A 22,456-nucleotide genomic window follows, 5' to 3' on the forward strand; every position below is an offset into this window, starting at 1 on the left:
CATGGCCACCGTAGTCGGCAACTGGGGCGGCGGCAATGTCTGGCGCGTCACCAGCGGCGTGTTCCCGTCCAACGCCTATTTCTGCGAGGCCGACGTGCCGGGCGGCGGCATCCTGATCGACGCCGGACTGGATGGCGCCACCATCGACGCCGAACTGTCCGAGCATGGCCTGCGGCCGCACGCGGTGTACTGCACCCATGGCCATTTCGACCACGCCGGCAGCGCCTCGCATTTCCAGAACAAGTACGGATGTGAAGTCTTTATCCACAAGGCGGACACGCGCATCCTGAAAGCGTCGAATTTCATGCTGATGGCCATCAAGATTCCCGCCAAAGTGACGTTGCCGCAGGTGACCTGGGTGGAATCGGGCTTCACCGCCGACATCGCGGGCCACACGCTGCGCTACGTGTCCGCGCCGGGCCACACGCCCGGCTCCTGCGTGCTGGAGATCGGCGACGCCTGGTTCACGGGCGACACGCTGTATGCCAAAGGCGTAGGCTTGTCCCACCTGCCGGGCGAGGACCACGAGCTGCTCAAGGAAAGCATCACGGCGCTGTGGCCGGATTTGATCGCCGGCCGCACCATCTACCCGGGCCACGGCGACACCGCCGACGGCGTCGCCGTACGAACGCTCAACGGCGCATTACTAACATTCATGGGGCTTGCCGCATCGTGAGCAATTTCGTTTTACCCGCCATCACCATTTCAGGCGTCGGCCACCACCTGCCCACGCAGGCCGAGGACAACGCCACCCTGTGCCGCAACCTGGAGGTGACGCCCGAGTGGATCGTCGAGAAGACCGGCATCGAGCAGCGCTACATCGCCGGTCCGGACGAAAGCGCGTCCGGCTACGCCGTGCTGGCGGCCCAGCGCGCGCTGGACATGGCGGGCGTGCAGGCTTCCGAGGTGGACCTGATCATCGCCTGCACCTTCTCCGGCGACTACATCTTCCCGCCGCTGTCGGCCAAGGTGCAGCATGACTTGAAGGCGGCCAACGCGCAGATCTTCGACCTGCAGGCCAATTGCACCGGCTTCGTCACCGGCCTCACGGTGGCCAGCGACCGCATGCGGGTCGACCCGAGCGTGCGCCACGCGCTGGTGATCGGCGTCGAGTTCCTGTCGCGCTATATCGACCGCGGCGACGTCAACACCGCCATCTACCTGAGCGACGGCGCGGGCGCGGCGGTGCTGAGCCGCGCCGACGACCCGGCCGACGGCATCAAGTCCTCCGCCTTCCACACCGACAGCTCGAACTACGAATCGGTGCGCATGCGCGGCGGCGGCTCCAGCCACCCGCTGCAAAAGCGCGAATACGATCCCGCCATCGACCTGATGGAGATGAACGGCATCGCCACCTGGAAGCAGGCCATCACCCACTTGCCGCGCGTGGTGCGCAAGGCCTGCGAGAAGAGCGCGGTGGAGCTGGCCTCCGTCGATTTCCTGCTGTTCCACCAGGCGAACCTGCGCATGATCGAATACATCGTGCGCAAGATGGGCTTCGACCTGTCCAAGACCTACACCAACGTGGCGCGGGTCGGCAACACCGGCTCGGCCTCGCTGGCCATCGCGATGAGCGAGGCGGTGGAGAAGGGCTTGCTGAAGAATGGCGACACGGTGGTGCTGGCGGCGGTGGGCGCCGGCTTCAACTTCGGCGCCTCCGTGTGGCGCTGGGCCATGCCCGCGAAGAAAGGCGGCTGACATGTTCAAGGATTACGACGCGATCCAGGTGGGCGAGACCCACTCGCTGGAAAAGACCATCACCGAAGCCGACGTGCGCAAGTTCGTCGAGATGACGGGCGACGACAACCCGCTGCACGTGGACCGCGCCTACGCAGAGACCACGGCCTTCAAGGACATCGTGGTGCACGGCATGCTGGGCGCCTCCTTCATCTCCACCGTGATCGGCACCAAGCTGCCCGGCACGGGCGCGCTGTGGGTGTCGCAGAACATCGAATTCCTGCTGCCGGTGCGCCTGGGCGACGTGCTGACCGTCAGCTGCACGGTGCTCAAGAAGCACGACCGCGAGCGCTTGCTGGAACTGGACACGCGCATCGTCAACCAGCACAAGCAGCTGATCCTCACCGGCACCGGCAAGGTCAAGGTCTTGACCACGGCGGCGCCGGAAGCGCCGGCGGCGCAGGAGGCGCGTCCGCGCGCGGCCATCGTCACCGGCGGCGCCGGCGGCATCGGCAAGGCTATCTGCCTGCGCCTGGCGAGGGACGGCTACAACGTGGTGGTGAACTACCGCGGCCAGGCCGACCGCGCCAAGCGGATCGTCGAGGAAATCAACGCGGGCGAGGGCGGCCGCGCCGTCGCCGTGCAGGCGGACATCGCCACCGAGGCGGGCGCGCAGGCGCTGTACCAGGCGGCGGTGCGCGCCTTCGGCGAAGTGAGCGTGCTGGTGAACAACGCCTCGCCGCACATCAATCCCAAGCCCTTCGGCGCGACCGAATGGAGCGACGTGCAGCAGCAGATCGACGTGCAGGTCAAGGGCGCGTTCCTGATGACCGGCGCGGTGGTGCCGGAAATGAGCGCCCGCAAGTTCGGCCGCATTGTCAACATCACCTCGCAGGTGCTGGACGGGCAGCCTTCCGTCAGCTGGACCGGCTACGCCATGGCCAAGGGCGCGCTGGCGGTGTTCTCGAACTATATGGCCGCCGAGCTGGGGCCGCAGGGCATCACGGTGAACTGCGTGTCGCCGGGCATGTGCGAGACCACGCTGATCGGCGACATCTCGGAAAAGGCGCAGCTGATGATCGCGCGCCAGACCCCGCTGCGCCGCCTGGCCAAGCCGGCCGACGTGGCCGCCGCCGTGGCCTACCTGGTGTCCGACGACGCCGGCTTCGTCACCGGCGACACCGTCGCCGTCAACGGCGGGATGGCGATCCGATGAGCGAGGCATTGAACGACAAAGGCGGCGTGCCGCCAGGCGTGGCCGCCACCGCCGGCGCCGCGGCGTCGAGCCCGGCGCTGGCCGAACGTGAAGCCGCGCTGGCCGTGCTGGCCAAGGCCGACAGCACCATGACGCAGCTGCTGCAGGCCATCGCCACGCTGGAGAAAGGCGAAGGTCCGGGCGCGCCCGCCCGCCGCCTGACCATCGGCCTGTCCTCGTCGGCGACGATAGACCTGCTGGGCACCTACCTGCGCAAGCATGGCCTGCTGGCCGGGGCCCGCGTCGACATCGTGCCGGGCAATTACGACGACCCCATCGGCGACGTCGAGCGCTTCACGGCGCAGGGCGTGCGGCACATGGTGATGCTGCCCTTCTTCGACACCCTGCTGCCCGCCTTCGAGTCGCAGCTGGACGGCATGGCGCCGGACGCCATCGCCGCCAAGGAATTCGAGATCCGCTCGCGCTACCGCCTGGCCTTCGAGAACGCCAAGGGCATGGACAGCGTCTGGCTGGCGACCTTCCACCGCATGACGCCCCCCGCCTCGCCCGATGGCCGCGACAGCGTGGCGGCCGTCCTGGAGCGCTTCAACGCGGCCTTGCGCGACGAGGCCGGCCAGCACGCCAACATCCGCGTCATCGACAGCGATGAGGTCCTGCGCGCGGTCGGCCAGGCCGCCGCCTTCGACACGCGCTTCTACTACCGTAACAAGGCCCCCTACACCGGCGCCTACATGAACGAGTTGGCGCGCCGCATCGCCGCCAGCGCGCGCGGCTTCGGCGCCCACTTCCACAAGGTGCTGGCGCTGGATTGCGACAACACGCTGTGGGGCGGCGTGATCGGCGAGGATCTGCTGAACGGCATCAAGCTCGGTCCCCACGACTACCCCGGCAACATCTATTGGCGCGTGCAGCAGGAAATCGCCGCGCTGGAGCGCAGCGGCATCCTGCTCTGCCTGTGCACCAAGAACAACCCGGCCGACGTCGAGGAAGTGCTGCGCGACCATCCGGACATGGTGCTGCGCGAACGGCACATCGTGGCGCGCAAGGTGAACTGGGAAGACAAGGCCTCCAACCTGCGCGCGCTGGCGCGGGAACTGAACGTGGGCCTGGACAGCATCGTGTTCCTGGACGACTCGTCCTTCGAATGCGAGGCCGTGCGCCAGCAACTGCCGATGGTGAAGACGGTGCAGGTGCCCGCCACGTTGTCCGAGTATCCGCGCGTGGTGGCGCAGCTGAAGGAACTGTTCCTGGCCGGCGGCATCTCCGCCGACAGCAAGGGCAAGACGGAACAGTACCGCCAGCGCGCCAGCGCCGAGGAGCTGAAGGCGCAATTCGGCACGCAGGAGGACTACCTGGCCTCGCTGCAACTGACCGTGCAGCTGAGCCGCAACGCCCGCGCCAGCGCCGCCCGCATCAGCGAACTGTCGCAGAAATCCAACCAGTTCAACCTCACCACGCGGCGCTACAGCGTGGCCGAGATCGAGCGGATGATGGACGACCATGGCGGCGACCATGGCCACGCCGTCTATTCGCTGGTGGTCGGCGACAAGTTCGGCAGCGCCGGCCTGACCGGCGTGGCCACCTTGCGCTACGAGGGCGAGGTGGCCCACGTCGACAACTTCTTCATGAGCTGCCGCGTGATCGGGCGCGGCGTCGAGACGGGCATCTGGTCCCGCATTCTCGACGACGCCGTCGCGCGCGGCTGCACCGAACTGCGCGCGGAATACATCCCCAGCGCGAAAAACGCCCAGGTGGCGGACTTTTACGACCGCCTGGGCCTGCCCTTACTGGCCGAAACCGCCGAAGGTGTGCGACGATACGGTATCGCCGCGGCCGGTTTCGCCGCTCCCGCCAATCCCTGGATAGAGATGACTTATGTTGAATGAAGACGCACTGAAACAAGTAATGGGCACCCTGCTGAACGTGGACCCGGCCAGCATCGGCCCGGACGCCAGCATGGACACCATCGAGAGCTGGGATTCGCTGCGCCATATGAACCTGGTGCTGGCGCTGGAGGAGGAATTCAAGGTCTCGATTCCGGACGAGGACGCGGGCAACATCACCTCCTACCAGCTGATCAAGCTGGTGCTGGAAGACCTGCTCAAGGCCAAGGGCTGAGGCGCATATGGACTGGCTGATCGAGCGGTTCGGCAGCGCCCCCGAGCGCATCGCCTTCATCCACGAGGGCCGCGAGGTCAGCTACGGCGCCGTGGTGGCGACGGTGGCGTCCTTCCGCGAGCGCGTCAAGGCCGCCAACGTGGCGCGCGGCGAGACAGTGGTGGTGCTCGGCGACTATTCGCCCGAGGTGTTCTGCACCATGCTGGCGCTGGCCCAGGAGGGCGCCATCGTCATCCCGCTGACGCGCCAGTCCGTGATCGAGGAATCGGTCGCGCTGGGCGTGTCTGGCTGCGACTGGTACATGGAATTCGACGCGGCGGGCCGCGACTTCACGCTGACCCACCGGGGCCTGGCCACGGACAACGCGCTGCTCAACGAGTTCCGCCCGCGCGGCACGCCGGGGCTGGTGCTGTTCTCGTCCGGCTCCACCGGCAAGCCGAAAGGCATCCTGCACGATTTCAACCAGGTGGCCGAGAAGTTCCGCAAGCAGCGCGCGCCCGTGGTGGCGATCCCCTTCCTGATGATCGACCACTTCGGCGGCATCAACACCATCCTGGCCATCACGGCCAGCCTGGGCACGGTGGTGACCGTGGCGGACCGCTCGGTGGCCGACATCTGCGGCGCCATCGCGCGCTACAAGGTGGAGCTGCTGCCGGCCACGCCGTCCTTCCTCACGCTGCTGATGGCGTCCGGCCTGCACACGCAGTATGACCTGTCCTCGCTCAAGCGCATCACCTACGGCACCGAGGTGATGCCGCAGTCCACGCTGGACCGCGTGCGCGCGGCCTTCCCGGGCGTGAACCTGCTGCAGACCTACGGCCTGTCCGAGGTGGGCGTGCTGCGCTCGCAGTCGCGCGACGACGGCTCGCTGTGGGTGCGCGTGGGCGGCGAGGGCTTCCAGACCAAGATCGTCAACGGCGTGCTGTGGATCAAGTCCGAGTACGCGATGGTGGGCTACCTGAACGCGCCGTCGGAGTTCGACGCCGAGGGCTGGTTCAACACGCAGGACCAGGTGGAGGTGGACGGCGACTACTTCCGCATCCTGGGGCGGGTGACGGACCTGATCAACGTCGGCGGGCAGAAGGTGTATCCGGCCGAGGTGGAGAGCGTGATCCTGGAGCTGGACAACGTGCAGGACGTGGCGGTGTTCGGCGAGAAGCACAACCTGCTGGGGCAGATCGTCGTGGCCAAGATCGTGCTGGACGCGCCGGAGCCGGTGGAAAGCGTGAAGAAGCGCGTGCGGCAGGCCTGCCTGGCGCAGCTGGCGTCGTTCAAGGTGCCGGCCAAGGTGGTGCTGGCCGAGGGCGTGCTGCACAGCGCGCGGCAGAAGAAGATCCGCAGGGAGTAGCGGCTAAGGGGACAGACCCGCGGTCCGGGTCCTGGGCCTCTGCGACGACGTGTGGCGCGGAGGGTCTGTCCCCGGTTTTGCGCCGCCGGTTATGCTATAGGGCGGCGCGCACCGCGCGCGCCACTTCCTCCGCCTGTTCCAGCGTCATCACCGGGGATATCGGCAAACTCAGCACCTCGCGGTGGATCGCCTCCGAGATCGGGAAGTCGCCCTCCTTGTAGCCCATGTGCGCGTAGGCCGGCTGCAGGTGCGGCGGAATGGGATAGTGCACGATGGTGCCTATGCCCTGGTCGGCCAGCTTCTTCGCCAGCGCGTCGCGTTGCGGATGGCGGATCACGTACAGGTGCCACACCGGATCGGCCCACTCGGGCACCACCGGCAACACCAGGCCCGGAATGCCGGCCAGCCGCTGGTCGTACACGGCGGCGATGGCGCGGCGTTGGGCGTTGCCCTGGTCCAGCGTCTTCAGCTTCACGCTCAGCAGCGCCGCTTGCAGCTCGTCCAGGCGCGAATTGTAGCCCGCCACCTCGTTGTGGTACTTCACCTTGGAGCCGTAGTTGCGGTAGGTGCGGATCACGTCCGCCAGCTGGTCGTCGCTGGTGGTGACGGCGCCGCCGTCGCCCAGCGCGCCCAGGTTCTTGCCGGGGTAGAAGCTGAACGCGGCCGCGTCGCCCAGGCTGCCGGCCACCTTGCCGCGGCAGGTGGAGCCGTGCGCCTGCGCCGAGTCCTCGATCACCTTCAGACCGTGGCGCCCGGCTATGGCGTTGATGGCGTCCATGTCGGCCGGCTGGCCGTACAGGTGCACCGGGATGATGGCCCTGGTGCGCGGCGTGATGGCCGCCTCGATCAGCGCCGGGTCGATATTGTAGGTCGCTTCCACCGGCTCCACCGGCACCGGCGTGGCGCCGCAGTGGCTCACCGCCAGCCAGGTGGCGACGAAGGTGTTGGACGGCACGATGACCTCGTCGCCGGGGCCGATGCCGTAGCCCTTCAGGATCAGGAAGATGGCGTCCAGGCCGTTGGCCACGCCGATGCCGTGCTTGCTGCCGCTGTAGGCGGCGAATTCCGTTTCGAAGGCGGCGGTGGCGCCGCCCAGGATGTACCAGCCCGACTCCAGCACGCGCTTGAACGCGGCCTGCAGCTCGTCGGCTTGGCTCAGGTTGATGGCTTTGAGGTCGAGGAAGGGGACGGTCATGACTGGTCCTGGTCGTGTATCTTGTGGGCCGCGGCCACGAATTCGTCGTAGTCGTGGTAGTAGTCGTTGGGGTCGTACATGGTCGAGGCCAGCACCAGGCACACGGCGCCGGACGAGAAGTTCTCCACCTCGCGCCAGGTCATGCCCGGCACGTACAGGCCGTAGTAGGAGCGGTTCAGCGAAATCTTCTTGCGGCCGTAGCCGTCGTCGACGATCACGTCGAAGCTGCCGGACATGGCGATGAACAGCTGCTGCAGCTCGATGTGGCCGTGGCCGGCGCGCGAGGAGCCGCCCGGCACGTCGTACAGGTAGTAGACGCGCTTGATGTCGAACGGCACCTGCACCCCGCCCTCGATCACGGACAGGTTGCCGCGCGGGTCGCTGTATTTGGGCAGGTCGATCAGTTTGCAGGCGTCGAGCATGGTCGCGTCCTTAGTTGGATTTCAGGGTCCGGGCGTAATCCTGGAAACGGGCTTGCGCCGGCGCCATCTGGGTGAACACCCCGGTCAGGCGCGCCGTCACGGCCACCACCTGCTCCTCCATGCCGCGCAGTTCGTCGTCGGTGATCATGCCCTCCTTGTGCGTCACCACCAGCAGGTCGATGTAGTCGGAGAAGCAGTTGCCGAAGTTCGGGTTGGAGGCCGGGTTGGAGTTCGACATCAGGCGCTGGTCGCGGCGGAAGTAGGTCAGTTCCTCGTCCACGTAGAAGGCGGCGCCGTCCTTCACCAGGTTGCAATAGGCGATCACGTCGGCCAGGCCGAAGGTGAAGTCGTGGCCGCCCATGCAGAACAGGTCCTTCCAGCCGATGTCCCACAGCTTGTCGCGGCGGAACATGATGGAGGTGAACTCGCCGATGAAGTTGCGCATGCCCAGCGCCATCGAGCGCTGCACCTGCAGGCCGGGCAGGCTGCCGCTGACGGTGTAGGGGCGGCGCGTCTCGATGCGCAGGTTGTCGGCGTCGATCACCTGGCTGGCCGAGAACACCAGCTGGATGGCCGGGTCCATGCTCATGCTGGCCACCATGCGCTCCACGCAGAACGGGTGCAGGATGTCGTCGTCGTACAGCGGCTTGATGAAGTGGCCCTTGCCGGAGTAGAAGGCCGACATGACGTTCTTGTCGTTCATGTGCGGATTGCGCTGGTAGATCACCTGCGGGTACTTGGCGCAGATTTCCTTGATGGCCTCGGTCGGGCAGTTGTCGCTGACCAGGATCTCCAGGTGGGGGTACGATTGGCCGATGGCCGACTTCACGCACTGCTCGAAGTGGCCGGGCTTGTACGACGGGATCACGATGCTGACGAGTGGGAAGGACATGGTTTTCCAGTGAGTTTTATCGGGTGGCGGCGTCCGCCGTGTCTTTTTTTCCGACCACGAACAGCAGGCCGACCAGGTCCAGCCGCGGTTCCGGCACGGGCGCGGGCGCCTGGCTGAAGCAGTCGAAGCTGGCCACCGGGCCGGCCGGGGCGGCCGGCGCCGGCACCGCCACCTCGAAGGCGGTGGGGCCGAAGTCGCGCACCAGCGCGTGGCTGAACAGCAGCGGCAGCGGCACGCAGGAATAGATGAAGGGCAGCGTGGCGGTGTCGGCGTGGCGCGTGCCCACCTCCACCGTGGCCGCGATGCCGGCGCCGGACAGCGTCAGCCGCAGGCGGTCGTGCTGGCGGTCCGACTTCAGGAACAGCGCCAGCGGGAACATCTCGCTGCTCAGCGCCAGGCTGGCGCCCGGATGCATGCGCAGGCAGTCCAGCTGCATCAGGCGGTTGCCCACGCGGGCCGGTTCGGCCGGTCCCTTGGCGAATTGCGCCAGGTTGGCGGCCGGCACGTACACCAGTTCCATGCCGGCGTGCGGCGACGACGCCAGCAGCCGTTGCGCGGTGACGGCCAGCGTCTCGGCCGGCGCGCCGCCGTTCCCCCGCGCCAGTTCCAGCAGGCGCGCGGCGATGGCGGCGCCCACCAGCGCGGTGGCGTGCGGCGCGGCGTAGTGGGCCTCGTCGCGGTACAGCCAGGCCGGCTTGTTGCCCAGGAAGAGCGCCGCCAGCCACTGGCGGATGTCGATCGCGTGCAGCCCCAGCGCGCGGAAGGCGGCGATCTGCATGTCGTAGAAGGGGCTGGGCTGGGCCGGCGAGAAATGGCGCTCCATCGCGAACACCAGCGGCACCAGCACCGCGTTGGGATAGAGCTGCGCGGCGGCCTTGATCAGCAGGTACAGGCAAAGTTGCCAGGACTGGTCGCCCCGCGGGCGCGGCGCGAAGTGGCCGGCGTCGTTGATCGAGTACTCGTACAGGATGAAATCGTACTGGCCGGCGCGGTAGGTGTCGAACAGGCGGCCGATGGCGGCCAGGCTGGTGGTCGCGCCCACAGAGGCCTGGTCGACGTGGACCTCGGTGTGGCCTTGCAGCGACTGCTGCAGGTGGCTCACGTAGCCGTCCTTGAGCAGCGAGTTCGAACCGCCGATGATCAGTATTCTCATCAGTTACACAGCCTCCGCGCTCACGCCGACCGGGCGGCGATCAGGTATTGGCGCGGCAGCGCGTCCTCCACCGCGACCTCGGGGTCGATGCCGGTGGCCTGCGCCATCAGGCGCAGCGCCGGCAGGTAGCGTTCGCGTTCCGGCTCGTCCAGGATGATGGAGGCGCCGCCGTGGATGGCGAAGCCGGCCTGCTGGAACATCTGCAGCATGGTGCCGCGGGTGAACAGGTGGCGGTCGCCCGGCGCCAAGGTGGTGCCGGTCTGGTAGCGCATGTCGCCCGAGTTGATGCGCACTTGCGTGCTCCAGTGCTGGAAGTTGCGCACCGAGGCCACCACCATCGCGCCCGGCGGGCTGGCGGCGCGGATGCGTTGCAGCAGGGCCAGCGGGTCTTCCAGCTTTTCCAGCACGCCGTCCATCACCCACAGGTCGGCGCCGGCCGTGTGCGCGTCGCGCTGGGCGTCCGGCGCGGCGATGTCCTGCTGGTAGACGAAGTCGCAATGGGGGCGGGCCTGGTTGGCCAGCGCCAGGTCGCGCTCGACGCCGATGTAGTCGCAGATCGGGTTGCGCTCCTTGTAGGCCTTGGCGAAGGAACCGTCGCCGCAGCCCACCTCCACCACCTTCACGGCGCCGGCCGGCATCAGCGCCAGCAGCTGCTCGTTGACGTGGGTGGCCGCCGGCGCGTGGTAGTGGTAGCCGCCGGTGCGGATCACGGTGCCCTGCCAGTCGTGCTTGATGAACACGCGCTGCGAGCTCGATCCGAAATCATTCTTCACCCATTCCACGTGGCCCAGCAGGTCGCCGGAGCCGGCGTTCTGCAGCGCGATCATGGTCGGCAGCATGGGCGCGCCGTGCTTGATGGGGCGCGGCCACTGGCGCATCACGTCGATGTTGCACAGCATGCAGGCCGGATGCAGGTAGCGGTAGCCGCCCACGTCCAGCGGCTGGCCCAGCTCGTTGACCTGCTGCACCCCGCCCACGCCGTACTGGCGCGGCCCCAGCGCCTCGTACAGCGACTCCAGGAAACCGCGGCGCAGGATCTCGACGTCGGAGTCCAGGAACAGCACGGGGCCGGTCAGGCCCAGGTTGTTGATGGCCCAGTTCATGCCGGGACCGTGGTGGATGTTGTAGCCGAAGGGGATGAACTGCACGTTGTCGTACTTGGCCACCACCTGGCCCACCTGCTCGGCCTGCGCCGGGTGCGAGCCGTCGATCACGTACACCGGGTTCGGGTAATGCTCGCGGAAGGTGCGCAGCAGCGCGTCGATCAGGTCGGGCGCGTTGTAGGAGACGGTGACGACGGGGATCTGCTCTATCTGCATGGGCTGGCCCTGGGGCGACGGGGTGGGGGCGCGCAGCTGCGGCCGCGCGGGTTTGACGACGGTTTCCAGCAGCGCCTCCATGTTGCGCACGAAGCGCGGGCTGTCGAACAGCGCGCAGGTGTAGCGGTTGTCCACCAGTTGCTGTTTCATCGCGGCGATGCGTTCCGGCGCGTTGGCCAGCTCCACCGCCTTGTCCTCGTAGTCCTGGAAATTGAAGGTCACCAGTTCCGGCAGGTTCACCGCGCGCAGCAGGCTGCCCGCCATGCGCGCCGAGAAGGTGTGGCCGGCGCAGGTCAGCAGCGGCAGGCCGGCCCACAGCGCGTCGCTGGCGGTGGTGCCGGCGTTGAACGGATAGGTGTCCAGGAACAGGTCGGCCAGCTGGTAGCGCGCCAGGTATTCGTGCGGCACGGCGCGTCCGGCGAAGATCAGCCGCTCGCGCGCCACGCCCGCCTCCTCGGCGTAGCGCCACAGGTTGTCGCGCACCTCGTCGTAGTCCGCCACCAGCCACAGCACGCTGTTCGGCACGCGGCGCAGGATGTTCATCCACACGCCGAACACCTCGGGCGTGAACTTGAAGTTGTTGTTGAAGGAGCAGAACACGAAGGCGTCCGGCGGCAGCTTCACGCTGTCGCGCGTGGGGCAGGTGCCGATGGCGCGCCGGCGGTCGTTGATCTGGAAGGTCTCCGGCAGGTGCAGCGGCTTTTCCGTGAAGTGCGCGGCCAGCTCCGGCGGAATCAGGAACTCGTCGGCCAGCACGTAGTCCACGCCGGGCAGGGCGGTGCTGCCGGGGAAGCCCAGGTAGGTCAGCTGCACGGGCGCCGAGCGGCAGGCCAGGATGTTGGGGCGCGCGCCCAGGGTCAGGCCGTGCAGGTCGACCAGGATGTCGATCTCCAGGCTGCGGATGGTGTGCGCGGCCTGCTCGTCGGTCATGCCGTCGATGCGGATGTAGTGGTCCATCGCCTTGACCACGCGGGCGCGGATGGGCGAGCCGTCCTCGCGGCTCCAGCTGAAGGCGTACACCTCGAACCTGGCGCGGTCGTGCAGCTCGTACAGCTCGGCGGTGAGGATGGACACGGCGTGCGAGCAGAAGTCCGACGACAGGTAGCCGATGCGGATGCGCTCGTGGCCGTAGCCGAATTCGCCGGTCAGCGGCGCCACGTTGGCCTCGACCTTTTCCTCGACGAAGCGGCGCGCGGCGGCCAGCTGCTGGGCCGGATCGTCGGACGCGCTCAGCATCGCCAGCGCGGACGTGCCCTCCATCATCTTGGCCAGCGGGATGTGGGGCAGGCCCGCGTACACCGGCCATTTGCACTGCTTCTGGCGCAGGTGCACCCAGTGCGTCATCACGTTCGGCTGCTCGGGATCGATCATCAGGCTGCGCGCCAGGTAGTCCTCGGCGGCGGGGTACTGCTTGCGGATCTCGAGCAGGCGGCCCAGGTTGTTCAGGGTTTGCAGGTACAGCGGCTTGTTGCTGTCCGGCGCCGGCAGCACGGCCGGCGTCAGGATGTCGCGCCAGGTGGCCAGGGCCTCGTCCGGGCGGCCCAGCCGCTCCAGCAGGGTGCCCAGGTTCAGGCGCGCCTCGACGAAGCCGGGGTGCTGCGCGCTGGCGGCGCGGTACATCTCCTCGGCGCCCGCGTCGTCGCCCACGGCGGACAGGGTGACCGCCAGGTTGAACCGGGCCGCGTAGGCCAGCGGGCTCGGACTTTGTTCCAACCAAAGACGGTACAGCGCGACCGCCCCCTTGGCGTTGCCGGCGCCCTGCAACTGCGCGGCGGCGTTGAACAGGTCGGTGATCGGCATGTCGCCGCGCGCGGCCCAGGCCAGCGCGGCCGCCGCATCAGGCGCGGCCGCTGCCGGCGCGGAAGGGGCTGACGGAAGTTTTGCTTGAACGGTCATGGCTTTTCATTCGGTATGGTCGATCCGATGGGCAAGCGGTTCTGCCCGTCGGAAAGACGGTTCAGTCGGCCATAAGGGCAGGCGTTATCATACCTTCTTGTCGCGAAAGCGGGGGCAACAAATGCTGCGCTCATAGGGGAGCGCGACGGGCAAACAACGGCGGCGCGGACGACGGCGCACGGCGGCGGGACCGTCGGCCCCGCGCCGTCCGCCGTCGGTGTCACTTGTCCGGCATCGCCAGCCAGCCCTGCTGGCGCTGGCCCGCGTTGCGCCAGCGGTCGGCCGGGTCGGCCGCGCCGTCGGAACCGCCCAGCGGCGCGTTGGCGTTGTAGCGGTTCAGCTCGGTGGCCAGCGCTTGCGCCTGTTGCGGCAGGGCCGTCCGGCCCGGCGCGTCCGGCAGCGCGGCGCCGCCGGCCGTGGCCGCGCCGTCGCCGGCGTAGCTGGCCAGTGCCTGGCTCAGTCCGCCAACTCGCTGCTGCAGCGTGGGCGCCTTGCCGTGCACCGCGAACCAGACGTCGGCGCTGGCGTGCGTGCCGCCGGCGGTGTCGGTCCAGGTCGAGGACAGGCCGATCCTGTTGCCGTTCTGTACCGCGTCGCTGGCGCTGGCGCCGGTGGCGATCGAGGCGATGCCCAGCGCGTCCAGCGTGTTCAGCTCGCCGTCCTGGCTGACGCCGTCGCTATTGCCGTCCACCCACACGCGCAGCTGGCCGAAGGCCTCGTCGGCGGCGTTGATGCGGCCGTCGCCGTTGCTGTCGAGTTGGGCCAGCGCGGCGTAGCCGTCCGCCGCCTTGGCGCCGCCGCCCAGTTCCGTCGCACCGCCGAACAGCTCGCCGCCGTCGTTGATGCGGCCGTCGCCGTTGCGGTCCAGGGCCAGCAGGCCGTCGGTCGGCGCCACCCAGCCGGTGTGCACCGCCGCGCCGCGCGCGTCGATGTCGAAGGCGACGCCGTCGCGCATCGACAGCGTCGAGACGCCGTCGCCGTTCAAGTCCAGCACCAGCGGCGTCGCGTAGTACAGCGAGCCCGGATCCAGCGCCATGGTCTGGTCGACCGACAGCGCCGCCGCCTGCGACGCGCTGAAGGCGGCCACCTGGGCCACGCTCAGCGCGGCCAGGTCGGCCGTTTCCAGCGCGGCCATCTGCGTGGTGCTCAGCGCCGCCAGGCCGGCCGTGCTCAGCACCGGCATCTGGGTTTCCGTCAGCGCGGCGATCTGGGTGGCGCTCAGCGCCACCACCAGGCTGGTCTTCAGGTTGCCGACCTGGGTGTTGGTGAGGTTCGCGATCTGGTCCGCCGTCAGGTAGCCGATCTGCGTGGCGCTGAAGGCGTTCAACTGGCTGGTCGACAGCGCGCCCAGCTGGTCGGTGGTGAAGGACGGGATGTGGTCCACCGTCAGCGCGGCGATCTGCGAGTTCTTCAGCGCGGCGACCTGCGTGTCGAGCAAGGTCGCGGCCTGCGTGGCCGACAGCGCGTCGATCTGCGTGTTGCTCAGCGCCTGGATCTGCGCGGTGGTCAGCGCCACCAGTTGTTCGGTCAGCAGCACGGCCAACTGGTCGACGCTGATCGAGGTGATCTGGCTCAGCTTGATGGCGGCGACCTGGTCCACGGTCAGCGCCTGCAGCTGGGCGTTGCTCAGCGCCGGCAGTTGCGCCGTGCTCAGGTAGCCGATCTGGGCCGTCGTCAGCGAGGCGATCTGGGTGGTGCCCAGGGCCAGCATCTGGTCGGCCGTCATCGCGTTGATCTGGCTGTTGGTCAGCGCCGCCACCTGCACGGTGGCCAGCGCCGGCACCTGGCTCAGCGCCAGGCCCTGGATCTGGGCCGTGGTCAGGTAGGCCACCGATTGCGTGCTCAGCGCCACCAACTGGTCGGTGCTGAGCGCGGCCAGGGTGTCGAGCGTGATGGCGCGGGTCTGCGCGGTGGTCAGCGCGGCCAGTTGCGTGGTGGTCACGGCGGCGATGCGGGCCGTGTCCAGCGCGGCGATGCCGGCCGTGCCGATGGCGCGGAACTGGTCGGTGCCCATCGCGGCGGCCTGTTCGGTCGTGAACGCGATGTAGGCGCCGCTGCTCAGTTGCGAGATCTGGCGCGTGGTCAAGGCCGCCACGTCCGCCGTTTCCAGCGCCGCCTGCTGGCTGGCGCTCAGGTTGTTGAGCTGGTTCGAGGTCAGCGCCGCGGCCTGGGTGGTGGTCAGCGCGGCGATGTGGTCGGAGCTCAGGCCGGAATTGATCTGGTCCAGGCTGAGCGCGGCCACGCCGGCGGTCGACAGCGCGGCGAACTGGTCGGTGCCCAGCGCGGCCAGCTGGTCGTTGGCCAGGGCCGCGACCTGCTGGGTGGCCAGCGCGGCCACGTCGGCCGTTTCCAGCGCCGCCACCTGGGCCGTGGCCAGGCTGCTCAGCTGGGCGGTGCCCAGCGCGCGCACTTGCGCCGTGGTCAGCGCGGCGATATGGTCGAGCGTCAGGCCGGTGGACAGCTGATCGACGGTCAGGGCCGAGATGGCCGAGGTCGACAGCGCGCCCACCTGCGCCGTGGTCAGGCCGGCCAGCTGCTCACTGCCCAGCGCGGTGATCTGGTTCGAGCGCAGCGCGTTCAGGTCGGCCGTTTCCAGCACGCCCAGCTGGGCGGCGCTCAGCGCCGCCAGTTGCGCCGTGGTCAGCACGGTCATCTGGTGGGTGGTCAGCGAGGTCAACTGGTCGTCGGTCAGCGCCGCGATCTGGTCGCTGTTCAGCCCTGGCAGCTGCGCGCTGCCGAGCGCGGCGATCAGGGTGGTGCTGAGGCCGGCGAACACGGCGGCGTTCAGGCCGCCGATCTGCGCGCTCTTCAGCGCGCGGAAGTCGGCCGTGTCCAGCGCGTTCAGCTGGTCGTTGTCGAAGGCGCCCAGCTGGTCGGAGCTCAGCGCCATCACCTGGTTGCTGGTGAGGGCGGCGATCTGGGTGGTGGCCAGGGTGGCCACGCGCTCGGTGGCCAGCGTCGACACCTGGGCCGTGGTCAGCGCGGCCACGTCCTCGGTGGCCAGCGCGTTCAGCTGGCTGCCCAGCAGGTAGGAGGTCTGCAGCGTGCTCAGCGCGGCGATCTGCTGCGTGGTCAGCGCCACCAGCTGGTCGTCGCCCAGCGCGGCGATCTGGTCGCTGTTCAGGCCCGGCAGCTGGCTGGTGGTCAGCGCGGCGACCAGGGCGGTGCCCAGCGCGCCGACGCGGGTGGCGCTCAGCGCGGCCAGCTGGCTGCTCTTGAGCGCGCGGAAGTCGGCGCTGCCGATGGCCTCCACCTGCGCGTCGTCCAGCGCGGCGATCTGCGCCGTGGCGAGGGCGGCCACGTGGTTGCTGGTCAGCGCGGCCATCTGGTCGGTGGTCAGCCAGCCGATGGCGTCGGTGCCGATGGCGGCCAGCTGCGCGGTGCCCAGAGCGGCGATGTCGGCGGTTTCGATGGCGGCCAGCTGGTTGCCCAGCAGGTAGCCGATCTGCGCCGTGCCCAGGCTGGCGACCTGGCTGGTGGACAGCGCCACCAACTGGTCGTCGCCCAGCGCCTGCAGTTGCTCGCTGTTCAGGCCGGACAACTGGCTGGTGGACAGCGCGGCGATCAGGTCCGAGCTCAGCGCGGTGATGACGGCGCCCGGCAGCACGGCGATCTGGGTGGCTTTCAGCGCGCGGAAGTCGGCGGTCTCGATCGCGTTCAGCTGCGACACGTCCATCTGCGAAATCTGCGTCGTGGTCAGCGCGGCGACCTGGTTGCTGCTCAGCGCGATGACCTGGTCGGTGGTCAGGTAGCCGATGCGGTCGGTGGCGATGGCGGCGATCTGCTGCGTGCCCATCACGGCGATGTCGTCGGTTTCCAGCGCGATCAGCTGGTTGGCGTCCAGGGAGCCCATCTGCGCGGTGGTCAGCGCGGCGGCCTGGGCCGTCGTGAGCGCCACCACGTGGTCGGTGGTCAGCGCCAGGATCTGGTCGCTATTGAAGTAGGACAGTTGCAGCGCGCCCAGGTTTTGCAGCTGGTTGGTGCTCAGCGCGGTGATCTGGGACACGCTCAGCGAGGAGCTGGCGCCGGTGCGCAGCACCAGCAGGTCGTCCAGTTCCATGGCCTCGAGCTGCTCGTCGGTCAGGGCCTGCACTTGCGCGGTGGTCAGCGCGGCGGCCTGCGCCGTGGTCAGCGCGATCACGTGGTCCGTGCTCAGCAGCGGGATCTGGTCCAGCGACAGGCCGGCGATCTGGCTGGTGCGCAACTCGGCGAAGTCGGCGGTTTCGATGGCGGCCAGCTGGTTGGCGCTCAGCGCGTTCAGCTGGAACGCGCCCAGCACCGAGAACTGGTCGGACGTCAGCGCGACGATCTGGTCGGTGGTGAGCGCGGCCATGTGGTCGGTGGACAGCGCCGGGATCTGCGCGCTGGTCAGGCTGGCGATCTGGTCGGTGGTGAAGGCGGCCACCTGGTCGTCGTTCAGCCAGGCGATCTGGCCGGCGCGCAGGCCCGCCAGGTCGTCCGTCTGCAGCGCCTGGATCTGCGTGGTGGTCAGCGCGCCCAGCTGGAGGCTGGACAGCGCGGCGAACTGTACGCTGGTGAGCGCGCCCAGCTGGTCGCTGTTCAGGCTGGCCATCTGGTCCACCGTCAGTGCGGAGATCTGGCGCGTCTTCAGCGCGGCCAGATCGGCCGTTTCCATCGCGGCCAGCTGGTCGGTGCTGAGCGTGGCCATCTGCGCCACGGTCAGGCTGTTGAGCTGGTCGCTGCCCAGCGCGACGATCTGGTCGGTGGTCAGGCTCGGCAACTGGGCCGTGGTCAGCGCGGCCAGCTGGCTGGTTTTCATCGTGCCCAGCTGGTCGGTGGTGATGGCGGCCAGTTGGTTGCCGTCCAGTACCACCAGCTGGGTGTTCTTCAGCGCGGCCAGGTCGGCCGTTTCCAGCGCGGCGATCTGGTCGGTGGTGAGCGCGGCGATCTGCAGGGTGGCCAGGCCGGCGGCCTGGGCCGTCGTCAGCGCCATGATCTGGTCGGTGCTCAATTGCGCGAACTGGCCGGCGTCCAGCGCGGCCAGGGTGGCCACTTTCAGGGCCGCCAGGTCGTCGGTCTGCAGTGCGGCCAGTTGGCCGGCAGAGAGGTTGCCCAGCTGGCTGGCGGTCAGCGCGCTGGCTTGCAGCGTGGTCAGCGCGATGATGTGGTCGGTGCTCAGTTGGCCCAGCTGGTCGACCGTGAAGGCCGCCACCTGGCGCGTGCTCAGCGTGACGAAGTCGTCCGTTTCCAGCGCGGCCAGTTGCGCGTCGGTCAGCGCGCGGATCTGGCGCGTGCCCAGGCCGGCCACTTGCAGCGTGGTCAGCGCCACGATGTGGTCGGTGCTCAGGTTGGACACCTGGTCGCTGGTGAGCGCGGCCAGCTGCGCCGTTTTCAGGGTCTGCCACTGGTCGGTGGTCAGCGCGGCGAGCTGGTCGGTGCCCAGCGCGGTGATCTGGTTGGTCTTCAGCGCGCCCAGGTCGTCCGTTTCCAGCGCCTGCAGCTGCGCGGTGCCCAGCGCGGCGATCTGGCGCGAGGTCAGCGCGGCGATCTGGGTGGTGGTCAGCGCCACCAGGTGGGCCGTGTCCAGGTTGGCGATCTGCAGCGTGGTCAGCGCGGTGATGTGGCGGGTCTGCAGCGTGGCGAACTGGGCGGTGTCCATCGCCGCCAGCTGCGCCGTGCCCAGGTAGGGGATTTGCGCCAGCGTCAGGCCGTTCAGCTGGCGCGACGTGATGGCGACCACCTGGTCCGAGCCCAGCGCGGCCAGATGGTCGCTGTTCAGGGCGGCGAACTGCACCGAGGTCAGCGCCTGCAGCTGGTCGGTGTTGACGGCGGCCAGCTGCGCGGTGGTCAGCGCGGCGATCTGGTTGGTTTTCAGCGCGGCCACGTCGGCCGTCTCCAGCGCCAGCACCTGGTCGGTGGTCAGCGCCACCAGCTGGCGGGTGGTCAGCGCCATCGCCTGGGCGCTGGTCAGCGCGGCGATGTGGTCGGTGCTCAGCTGCGACACCTGCTCGGTGGTGAGCGCGGTGATCTGCTGGGTTTTGAGGCTGGCGAAGTCGCCCGTCTCGAGCGCGGCCAGCTGCGCGCTCGTCAGCGCGGCGATCTGCTGGCTGCGCAGGTTGCTCGCTTGCAGCGTGCCCAGCGCGACGATCTGGTCGGTGGTCAGCGCGCGCACCTGGGCGCTGTTCAAGGCGCCCAGTTGCAGCGTGCTCAGCGCCTGCAGCTGGTCGGTGTTCAGGGCGGCCACGTTGTCGCTGGCCAGCGCCGCGAAGTGCTGGGTGCGCATGGCGGCCAGGTCGGCCGTTTCCAGCGCCAGCACCTGGGTGCTGGTCAGGGCGGCCACGTGGCGCGTGCCCAGCAGCGAGGCCTGGGACGTGGTCAGCGCCACGATCTGGTCGGTGGTGACGGCGGCGATCTGCTCGTTGGTCAGCGCGGCCAGCTGGTTGGAGCGCAGCGCGGCGAAGTCGTCGGTTTCCAGCGCGGCCACCTGGCCGGTCAGCAGGGCGGCGATCTGGTGGCTGCGCAGGCCGCCGATCTGCAGCGTGGTCAGCGCGGCGACCTGGTCGGTGGTGAGCGCGCGCAGCTGGTCGGTCAGCAGGGCGCCGACCTGCTGGGTGGTGAACGCCTGCAGCTGGTCGGTGTTCAGGGCGGCCAGGTTGGCGGTGGTGAAGGCGGTGACGTGGTGGGTGCGCAGCGCGGCCAGGTCGGCCGTCTCCAGCGCGCGCGCCTGGTCGCTGCCCAGGGCGGCGATGTGGCGCGTGGCCAGTTGCGAGGCCTGGGAGGTGGTCAGCGCGACGATCTGGTCGGTGGTCAGCACGGCCACCTGCTCGCTGGCCAGCGCGTTCAACTGGTGGGTGCGCAGCACGGCGAAGTCGTCCGTCTCCAGCACGACCAGCTGGCTGGTGGTCAGCGAGGAAACCTGGCGCGTGTTCAAGCCGATGATCTGCTGCGTCGTCAGCGCCACGATCTGGTCCGTGGTGAGCGCGGCGATCTGCAGCGTGGCCAGCTGGTTCAGCTGGCCGGACGACAGCGCCGTCAACTGGCTGGAGCTCAGCGTGGCGATGACGTTGCTGCCCAGCGCGTTGATTTGATGGCTCTTCAGCGCGGCGAAGTCCACGCTTTCCATCGCGGCCAGCTGCTGGATGCTGAACGCGCCCAGTTGCAGCGTGGTCAGCGCGCCGGTCTGGGCGGTGGTCAACGCGACGATCTGGTCGGTGCTCAGGTTGGCGATCTGGGTGGTGGACAGCGCGGCGATCTGCGCGGTGCGCAGCGAGGCGAAGTCCAGCGTTTCCAGCGCGTTGACCTGCTCGGTGAGCAGGGCGTTGATCTGGTTGGTTTTCAGCGCGGCCAGTTGCAGCGTGCTGAGCGACACCAGCTGGTCGCTGGTGAGGGCGTTCAGCTGCGCCGAGTTCAGCGCGGTCATTTGCAGCGTGCTCAGCAGCGCGAGCTGGTCGGTGCTCATGGCGGCGATGGCGGCGCTGGTGAGGTTGCCGATTTGCTGGGTCTTCAGTCCGCCGACGGTGCCGGTGGACAGCGCGTTCAGCTGGGCGCTGCCCAGCGCGGCGATCTGCGCGCTGCTCAGCGCGATGGTCTGGCTGGATTTCAGCGCGGCGATCTGCGTGGTGGACAGCGCCAGCAGCTGGGCCGTGCCGAGGGCGCCGACCTGGGTCGATTTCAGCGCGGCCAGGTCCTCGGTCTCCAGCGCGGCGATCTGGGCGGTGGAGAGCGAGGCGAGCTGGCGCGTGGACAGGCTGTAGGCTTGCAGCGTGCTCAGCGCGGCGATCTGGGTGCTGTCCAGCGCGCCCAGCTGGGCGGTGGTCAGCGCGCCCACTTGCAGCGTGGTCAGCAGGGCCAGCTGGGTGGTGCCCAGCGAGGCGATGTTGGCGGTCGCCAGCGCGGCGATCTGGTGCGTCTTCAGCGTGGCCTGCGTGGCGGCCGACAGCGCGGCCAGCTGGGCCGAGGTGAGCGCGGCGATCTGCGCGGTGCCCAGGCCCACGGCCTGGGCGCTCTTCAGCGCGGCCAGCTGGGCGGTGCCCAACGTGGCGACCTGGGCGGTGCCCAGCGCGGCCACCTGGTTCGATTTCAGCGCGGCGAAGTCGGCCGTTTCCAGGCCGTCCAGCTGGCTGCTGCTCAGCAGCGAGATCTGGCGCGAGGTCAGCGCCATCACTTGCGCGCTGCTCAGGTTGGCGATCTGGGTGGTGCTCAGCGCGGCCAGCTGGCGCGTGGCCAGGTTGGCGATGTGCAAGGTGGTCAGCGCGGCCACGTGGGCGGCGTCCAGCGTGGCCAGGGCGGCGGTGCCGATGGCGGCCACCTGGCTGGTCTTCATCGCGGCCAGGTCGGCCGTGTCCAGCGCGGCCAGCTGCGCCGAGTTCAGCGCGGCCACCTGGTTGCTCGTCATGTTGGCGGCCTGGGCGGCCGTCAGCGCGGCGATCTGGGCGGTGCCCAGCAGGGCCACCTGGGCGGTCGCGATGGCGGCGATCTGGTTGGTTTTCAGCGCCACGAAATGGGCGGTGTCCAGCGCGGCGATCTGGTCGCTGCCCAGCGCGGCCATCTGGGCGCTGGTCAGGGCCTGGGTTTGCGCGGTGGTCAGCGCGGCGATCTGGGCGGTCGACAGCCGGCTCAGCTGGGCGGTGGCGAGCTGGGCGATCTGCGCGGTGCGCAGCGCGGCCACGTCGGCCGTTTCCAGCGCGTTGAGCTGCTCGCTGCCCATGGCGTTCAGTTGGCGCGAGCTCAGCGCGGCGGCCTGCTGGGTGGTCAGCGCGGCCAGCTGGGCGGCGCCCAGGCTGGTCAGCAGCGCCGTGCTCAGCGTGGACACCTGCAGCGTGGTCAGCGCGGCCAGGTCGTTGGTCTGCAGCGAGGCCAGCTGGCTGGTGCTCAGGTAGCCCAATTGCGCGGTGGTCAGCGCGGCGATCTGCGCCGAGCCCAGGCCCAGGTCGATCTGCGCCGTCGTCAGCGACGGGATTTGCCCGCTGTTGAGCGCCTGCACCTGGCGCGTGGTCAGGCCCGCCACCTGGTTGGTGGTCATGACGGGCACCATCGCCGTGCTCAGCGCGCGGATATGCTGGGTGCCGAGCGCGGCGATCTGCGAGGCCGTGAATGCCCTCAACTGTTCGCTGGTGATGGACGCGATCTCCGCTGTTGTCAGCGAAGCAATTTGCGCCGTCGAGAGCGAGGCGATTTGAGTGGTCGAAAGGCTTGGTAGTATAGAGGGCATTTTTAGAATCTCCTGGCAGCAATATATCTTACATGCAATTTCCTGGAA

The 22,456-nt window shown here is 68.9% G+C and carries 12 protein-coding genes; 6 read left to right on the plus strand and 6 right to left on the minus strand.

Annotated elements, in window-relative coordinates; genetic code table 11:
- The first annotated feature begins 1 nt into the window (after position 1).
- Genes BM436_RS29505 through BM436_RS29530 form a run of 6 tightly spaced genes read left to right on the plus strand, consistent with a single transcriptional unit; the run spans position 2 to position 6,359 of the window.
- On the plus strand, positions 2–676 hold the full coding sequence (locus tag BM436_RS29505) for an MBL fold metallo-hydrolase (RefSeq protein ID WP_093559543.1): 675 nt from the start codon (positions 2–4) through the stop codon (positions 674–676).
- Positions 673–1,698: a 3-oxoacyl-ACP synthase III family protein gene (locus tag BM436_RS29510; protein WP_093559545.1), complete on the plus strand. Its 1,026-nt coding sequence runs from the start codon at positions 673–675 to the stop codon at positions 1,696–1,698. The genes BM436_RS29505 and BM436_RS29510 overlap by 4 nt, the downstream gene beginning before the upstream one ends.
- A 1-nt stretch (position 1,699) precedes the next feature.
- Complete coding sequence (locus BM436_RS29515; protein ID WP_093559546.1) at positions 1,700–2,893, plus strand: SDR family oxidoreductase; 1,194 nt, start codon at positions 1,700–1,702, stop codon at positions 2,891–2,893.
- Positions 2,890–4,779, plus strand: coding sequence for an HAD-IIIC family phosphatase (locus BM436_RS29520; RefSeq protein WP_093559548.1), 1,890 nt, complete (start codon positions 2,890–2,892; stop codon positions 4,777–4,779). Before BM436_RS29515 ends, BM436_RS29520 begins: the two co-directional genes overlap by 4 nt.
- Positions 4,769–5,011, plus strand: coding sequence for an acyl carrier protein (locus BM436_RS29525; RefSeq protein WP_093559622.1), 243 nt, complete (start codon positions 4,769–4,771; stop codon positions 5,009–5,011). Before BM436_RS29520 ends, BM436_RS29525 begins: the two co-directional genes overlap by 11 nt.
- A 7-nt stretch (positions 5,012–5,018) precedes the next feature.
- A complete protein-coding gene (locus BM436_RS29530; protein ID WP_093559550.1) occupies positions 5,019–6,359 on the plus strand; it encodes a long-chain fatty acid--CoA ligase in 1,341 nt (446 codons plus the stop codon).
- 94 nt (positions 6,360–6,453) lie between these two features.
- Here BM436_RS29530 and BM436_RS29535 read toward each other — a convergent pair whose 3' ends face one another.
- From BM436_RS29535 to BM436_RS29560, 6 genes are all read right to left on the minus strand, one after another.
- Positions 6,454–7,554 carry a DegT/DnrJ/EryC1/StrS family aminotransferase gene (locus BM436_RS29535; RefSeq protein ID WP_093559552.1) on the minus strand — a complete coding sequence of 367 codons (1,101 nt, stop codon included), beginning with the start codon at positions 7,552–7,554 and terminating at the stop codon, positions 6,454–6,456.
- A complete protein-coding gene (locus BM436_RS29540; protein WP_093559554.1) occupies positions 7,551–7,976 on the minus strand; it encodes a sugar 3,4-ketoisomerase in 426 nt (141 codons plus the stop codon). The genes BM436_RS29535 and BM436_RS29540 overlap by 4 nt, the downstream gene beginning before the upstream one ends.
- A 10-nt stretch (positions 7,977–7,986) precedes the next feature.
- A complete protein-coding gene (locus tag BM436_RS29545; RefSeq protein WP_093559556.1) occupies positions 7,987–8,868 on the minus strand; it encodes a glycosyltransferase family 2 protein in 882 nt (293 codons plus the stop codon).
- A gap of 16 nt (positions 8,869–8,884) precedes the next feature.
- On the minus strand, positions 8,885–10,021 hold the full coding sequence (locus tag BM436_RS29550; RefSeq protein ID WP_093559558.1) for an SGNH/GDSL hydrolase family protein: 1,137 nt from the start codon (positions 10,019–10,021) through the stop codon (positions 8,885–8,887).
- Positions 10,022–10,041: 20 nt separating this feature from the next.
- Positions 10,042–13,236, minus strand: a complete 3,195-nt coding sequence (locus BM436_RS29555; protein ID WP_093559560.1) for an O-linked N-acetylglucosamine transferase family protein — start codon at positions 13,234–13,236, stop codon at positions 10,042–10,044.
- 220 nt (positions 13,237–13,456) lie between these two features.
- Positions 13,457–22,408 (minus strand): SPM autocatalytic domain-containing protein, encoded by an 8,952-nt coding sequence (locus BM436_RS29560; RefSeq protein WP_143133356.1) that lies wholly within the window; start codon positions 22,406–22,408, stop codon positions 13,457–13,459.
- Positions 22,409–22,456 lie beyond the last annotated feature (48 nt).

It is taken from the genome of Pseudoduganella namucuonensis, assembly GCF_900116645.1.
GTDB classification, from domain to species: Bacteria; Pseudomonadota; Gammaproteobacteria; order Burkholderiales; family Burkholderiaceae_D; genus Rugamonas; species Rugamonas namucuonensis.

Coding starts and splice junctions, on each gene's coding strand:
- BM436_RS29550 (WP_093559558.1), bottom strand. CDS start 10,021: ATGAGAATACTGATCATCGGCGGTTCGAACTCGCTGCTCAAGGACGGC.
- BM436_RS29560 (WP_143133356.1), bottom strand. CDS start 22,408: ATGCCCTCTATACTACCAAGCCTTTCGACCACTCAAATCGCCTCGCTC.
- BM436_RS29525 (WP_093559622.1), top strand. CDS start 4,769: ATGTTGAATGAAGACGCACTGAAACAAGTAATGGGCACCCTGCTGAAC.
- BM436_RS29530 (WP_093559550.1), top strand. CDS start 5,019: ATGGACTGGCTGATCGAGCGGTTCGGCAGCGCCCCCGAGCGCATCGCC.
- BM436_RS29535 (WP_093559552.1), bottom strand. CDS start 7,554: ATGACCGTCCCCTTCCTCGACCTCAAAGCCATCAACCTGAGCCAAGCC.
- BM436_RS29545 (WP_093559556.1), bottom strand. CDS start 8,868: ATGTCCTTCCCACTCGTCAGCATCGTGATCCCGTCGTACAAGCCCGGC.
- BM436_RS29515 (WP_093559546.1), top strand. CDS start 1,700: ATGTTCAAGGATTACGACGCGATCCAGGTGGGCGAGACCCACTCGCTG.
- BM436_RS29540 (WP_093559554.1), bottom strand. CDS start 7,976: ATGCTCGACGCCTGCAAACTGATCGACCTGCCCAAATACAGCGACCCG.
- BM436_RS29505 (WP_093559543.1), top strand. CDS start 2: ATGGCCACCGTAGTCGGCAACTGGGGCGGCGGCAATGTCTGGCGCGTC.
- BM436_RS29555 (WP_093559560.1), bottom strand. CDS start 13,236: ATGACCGTTCAAGCAAAACTTCCGTCAGCCCCTTCCGCGCCGGCAGCG.
- BM436_RS29520 (WP_093559548.1), top strand. CDS start 2,890: ATGAGCGAGGCATTGAACGACAAAGGCGGCGTGCCGCCAGGCGTGGCC.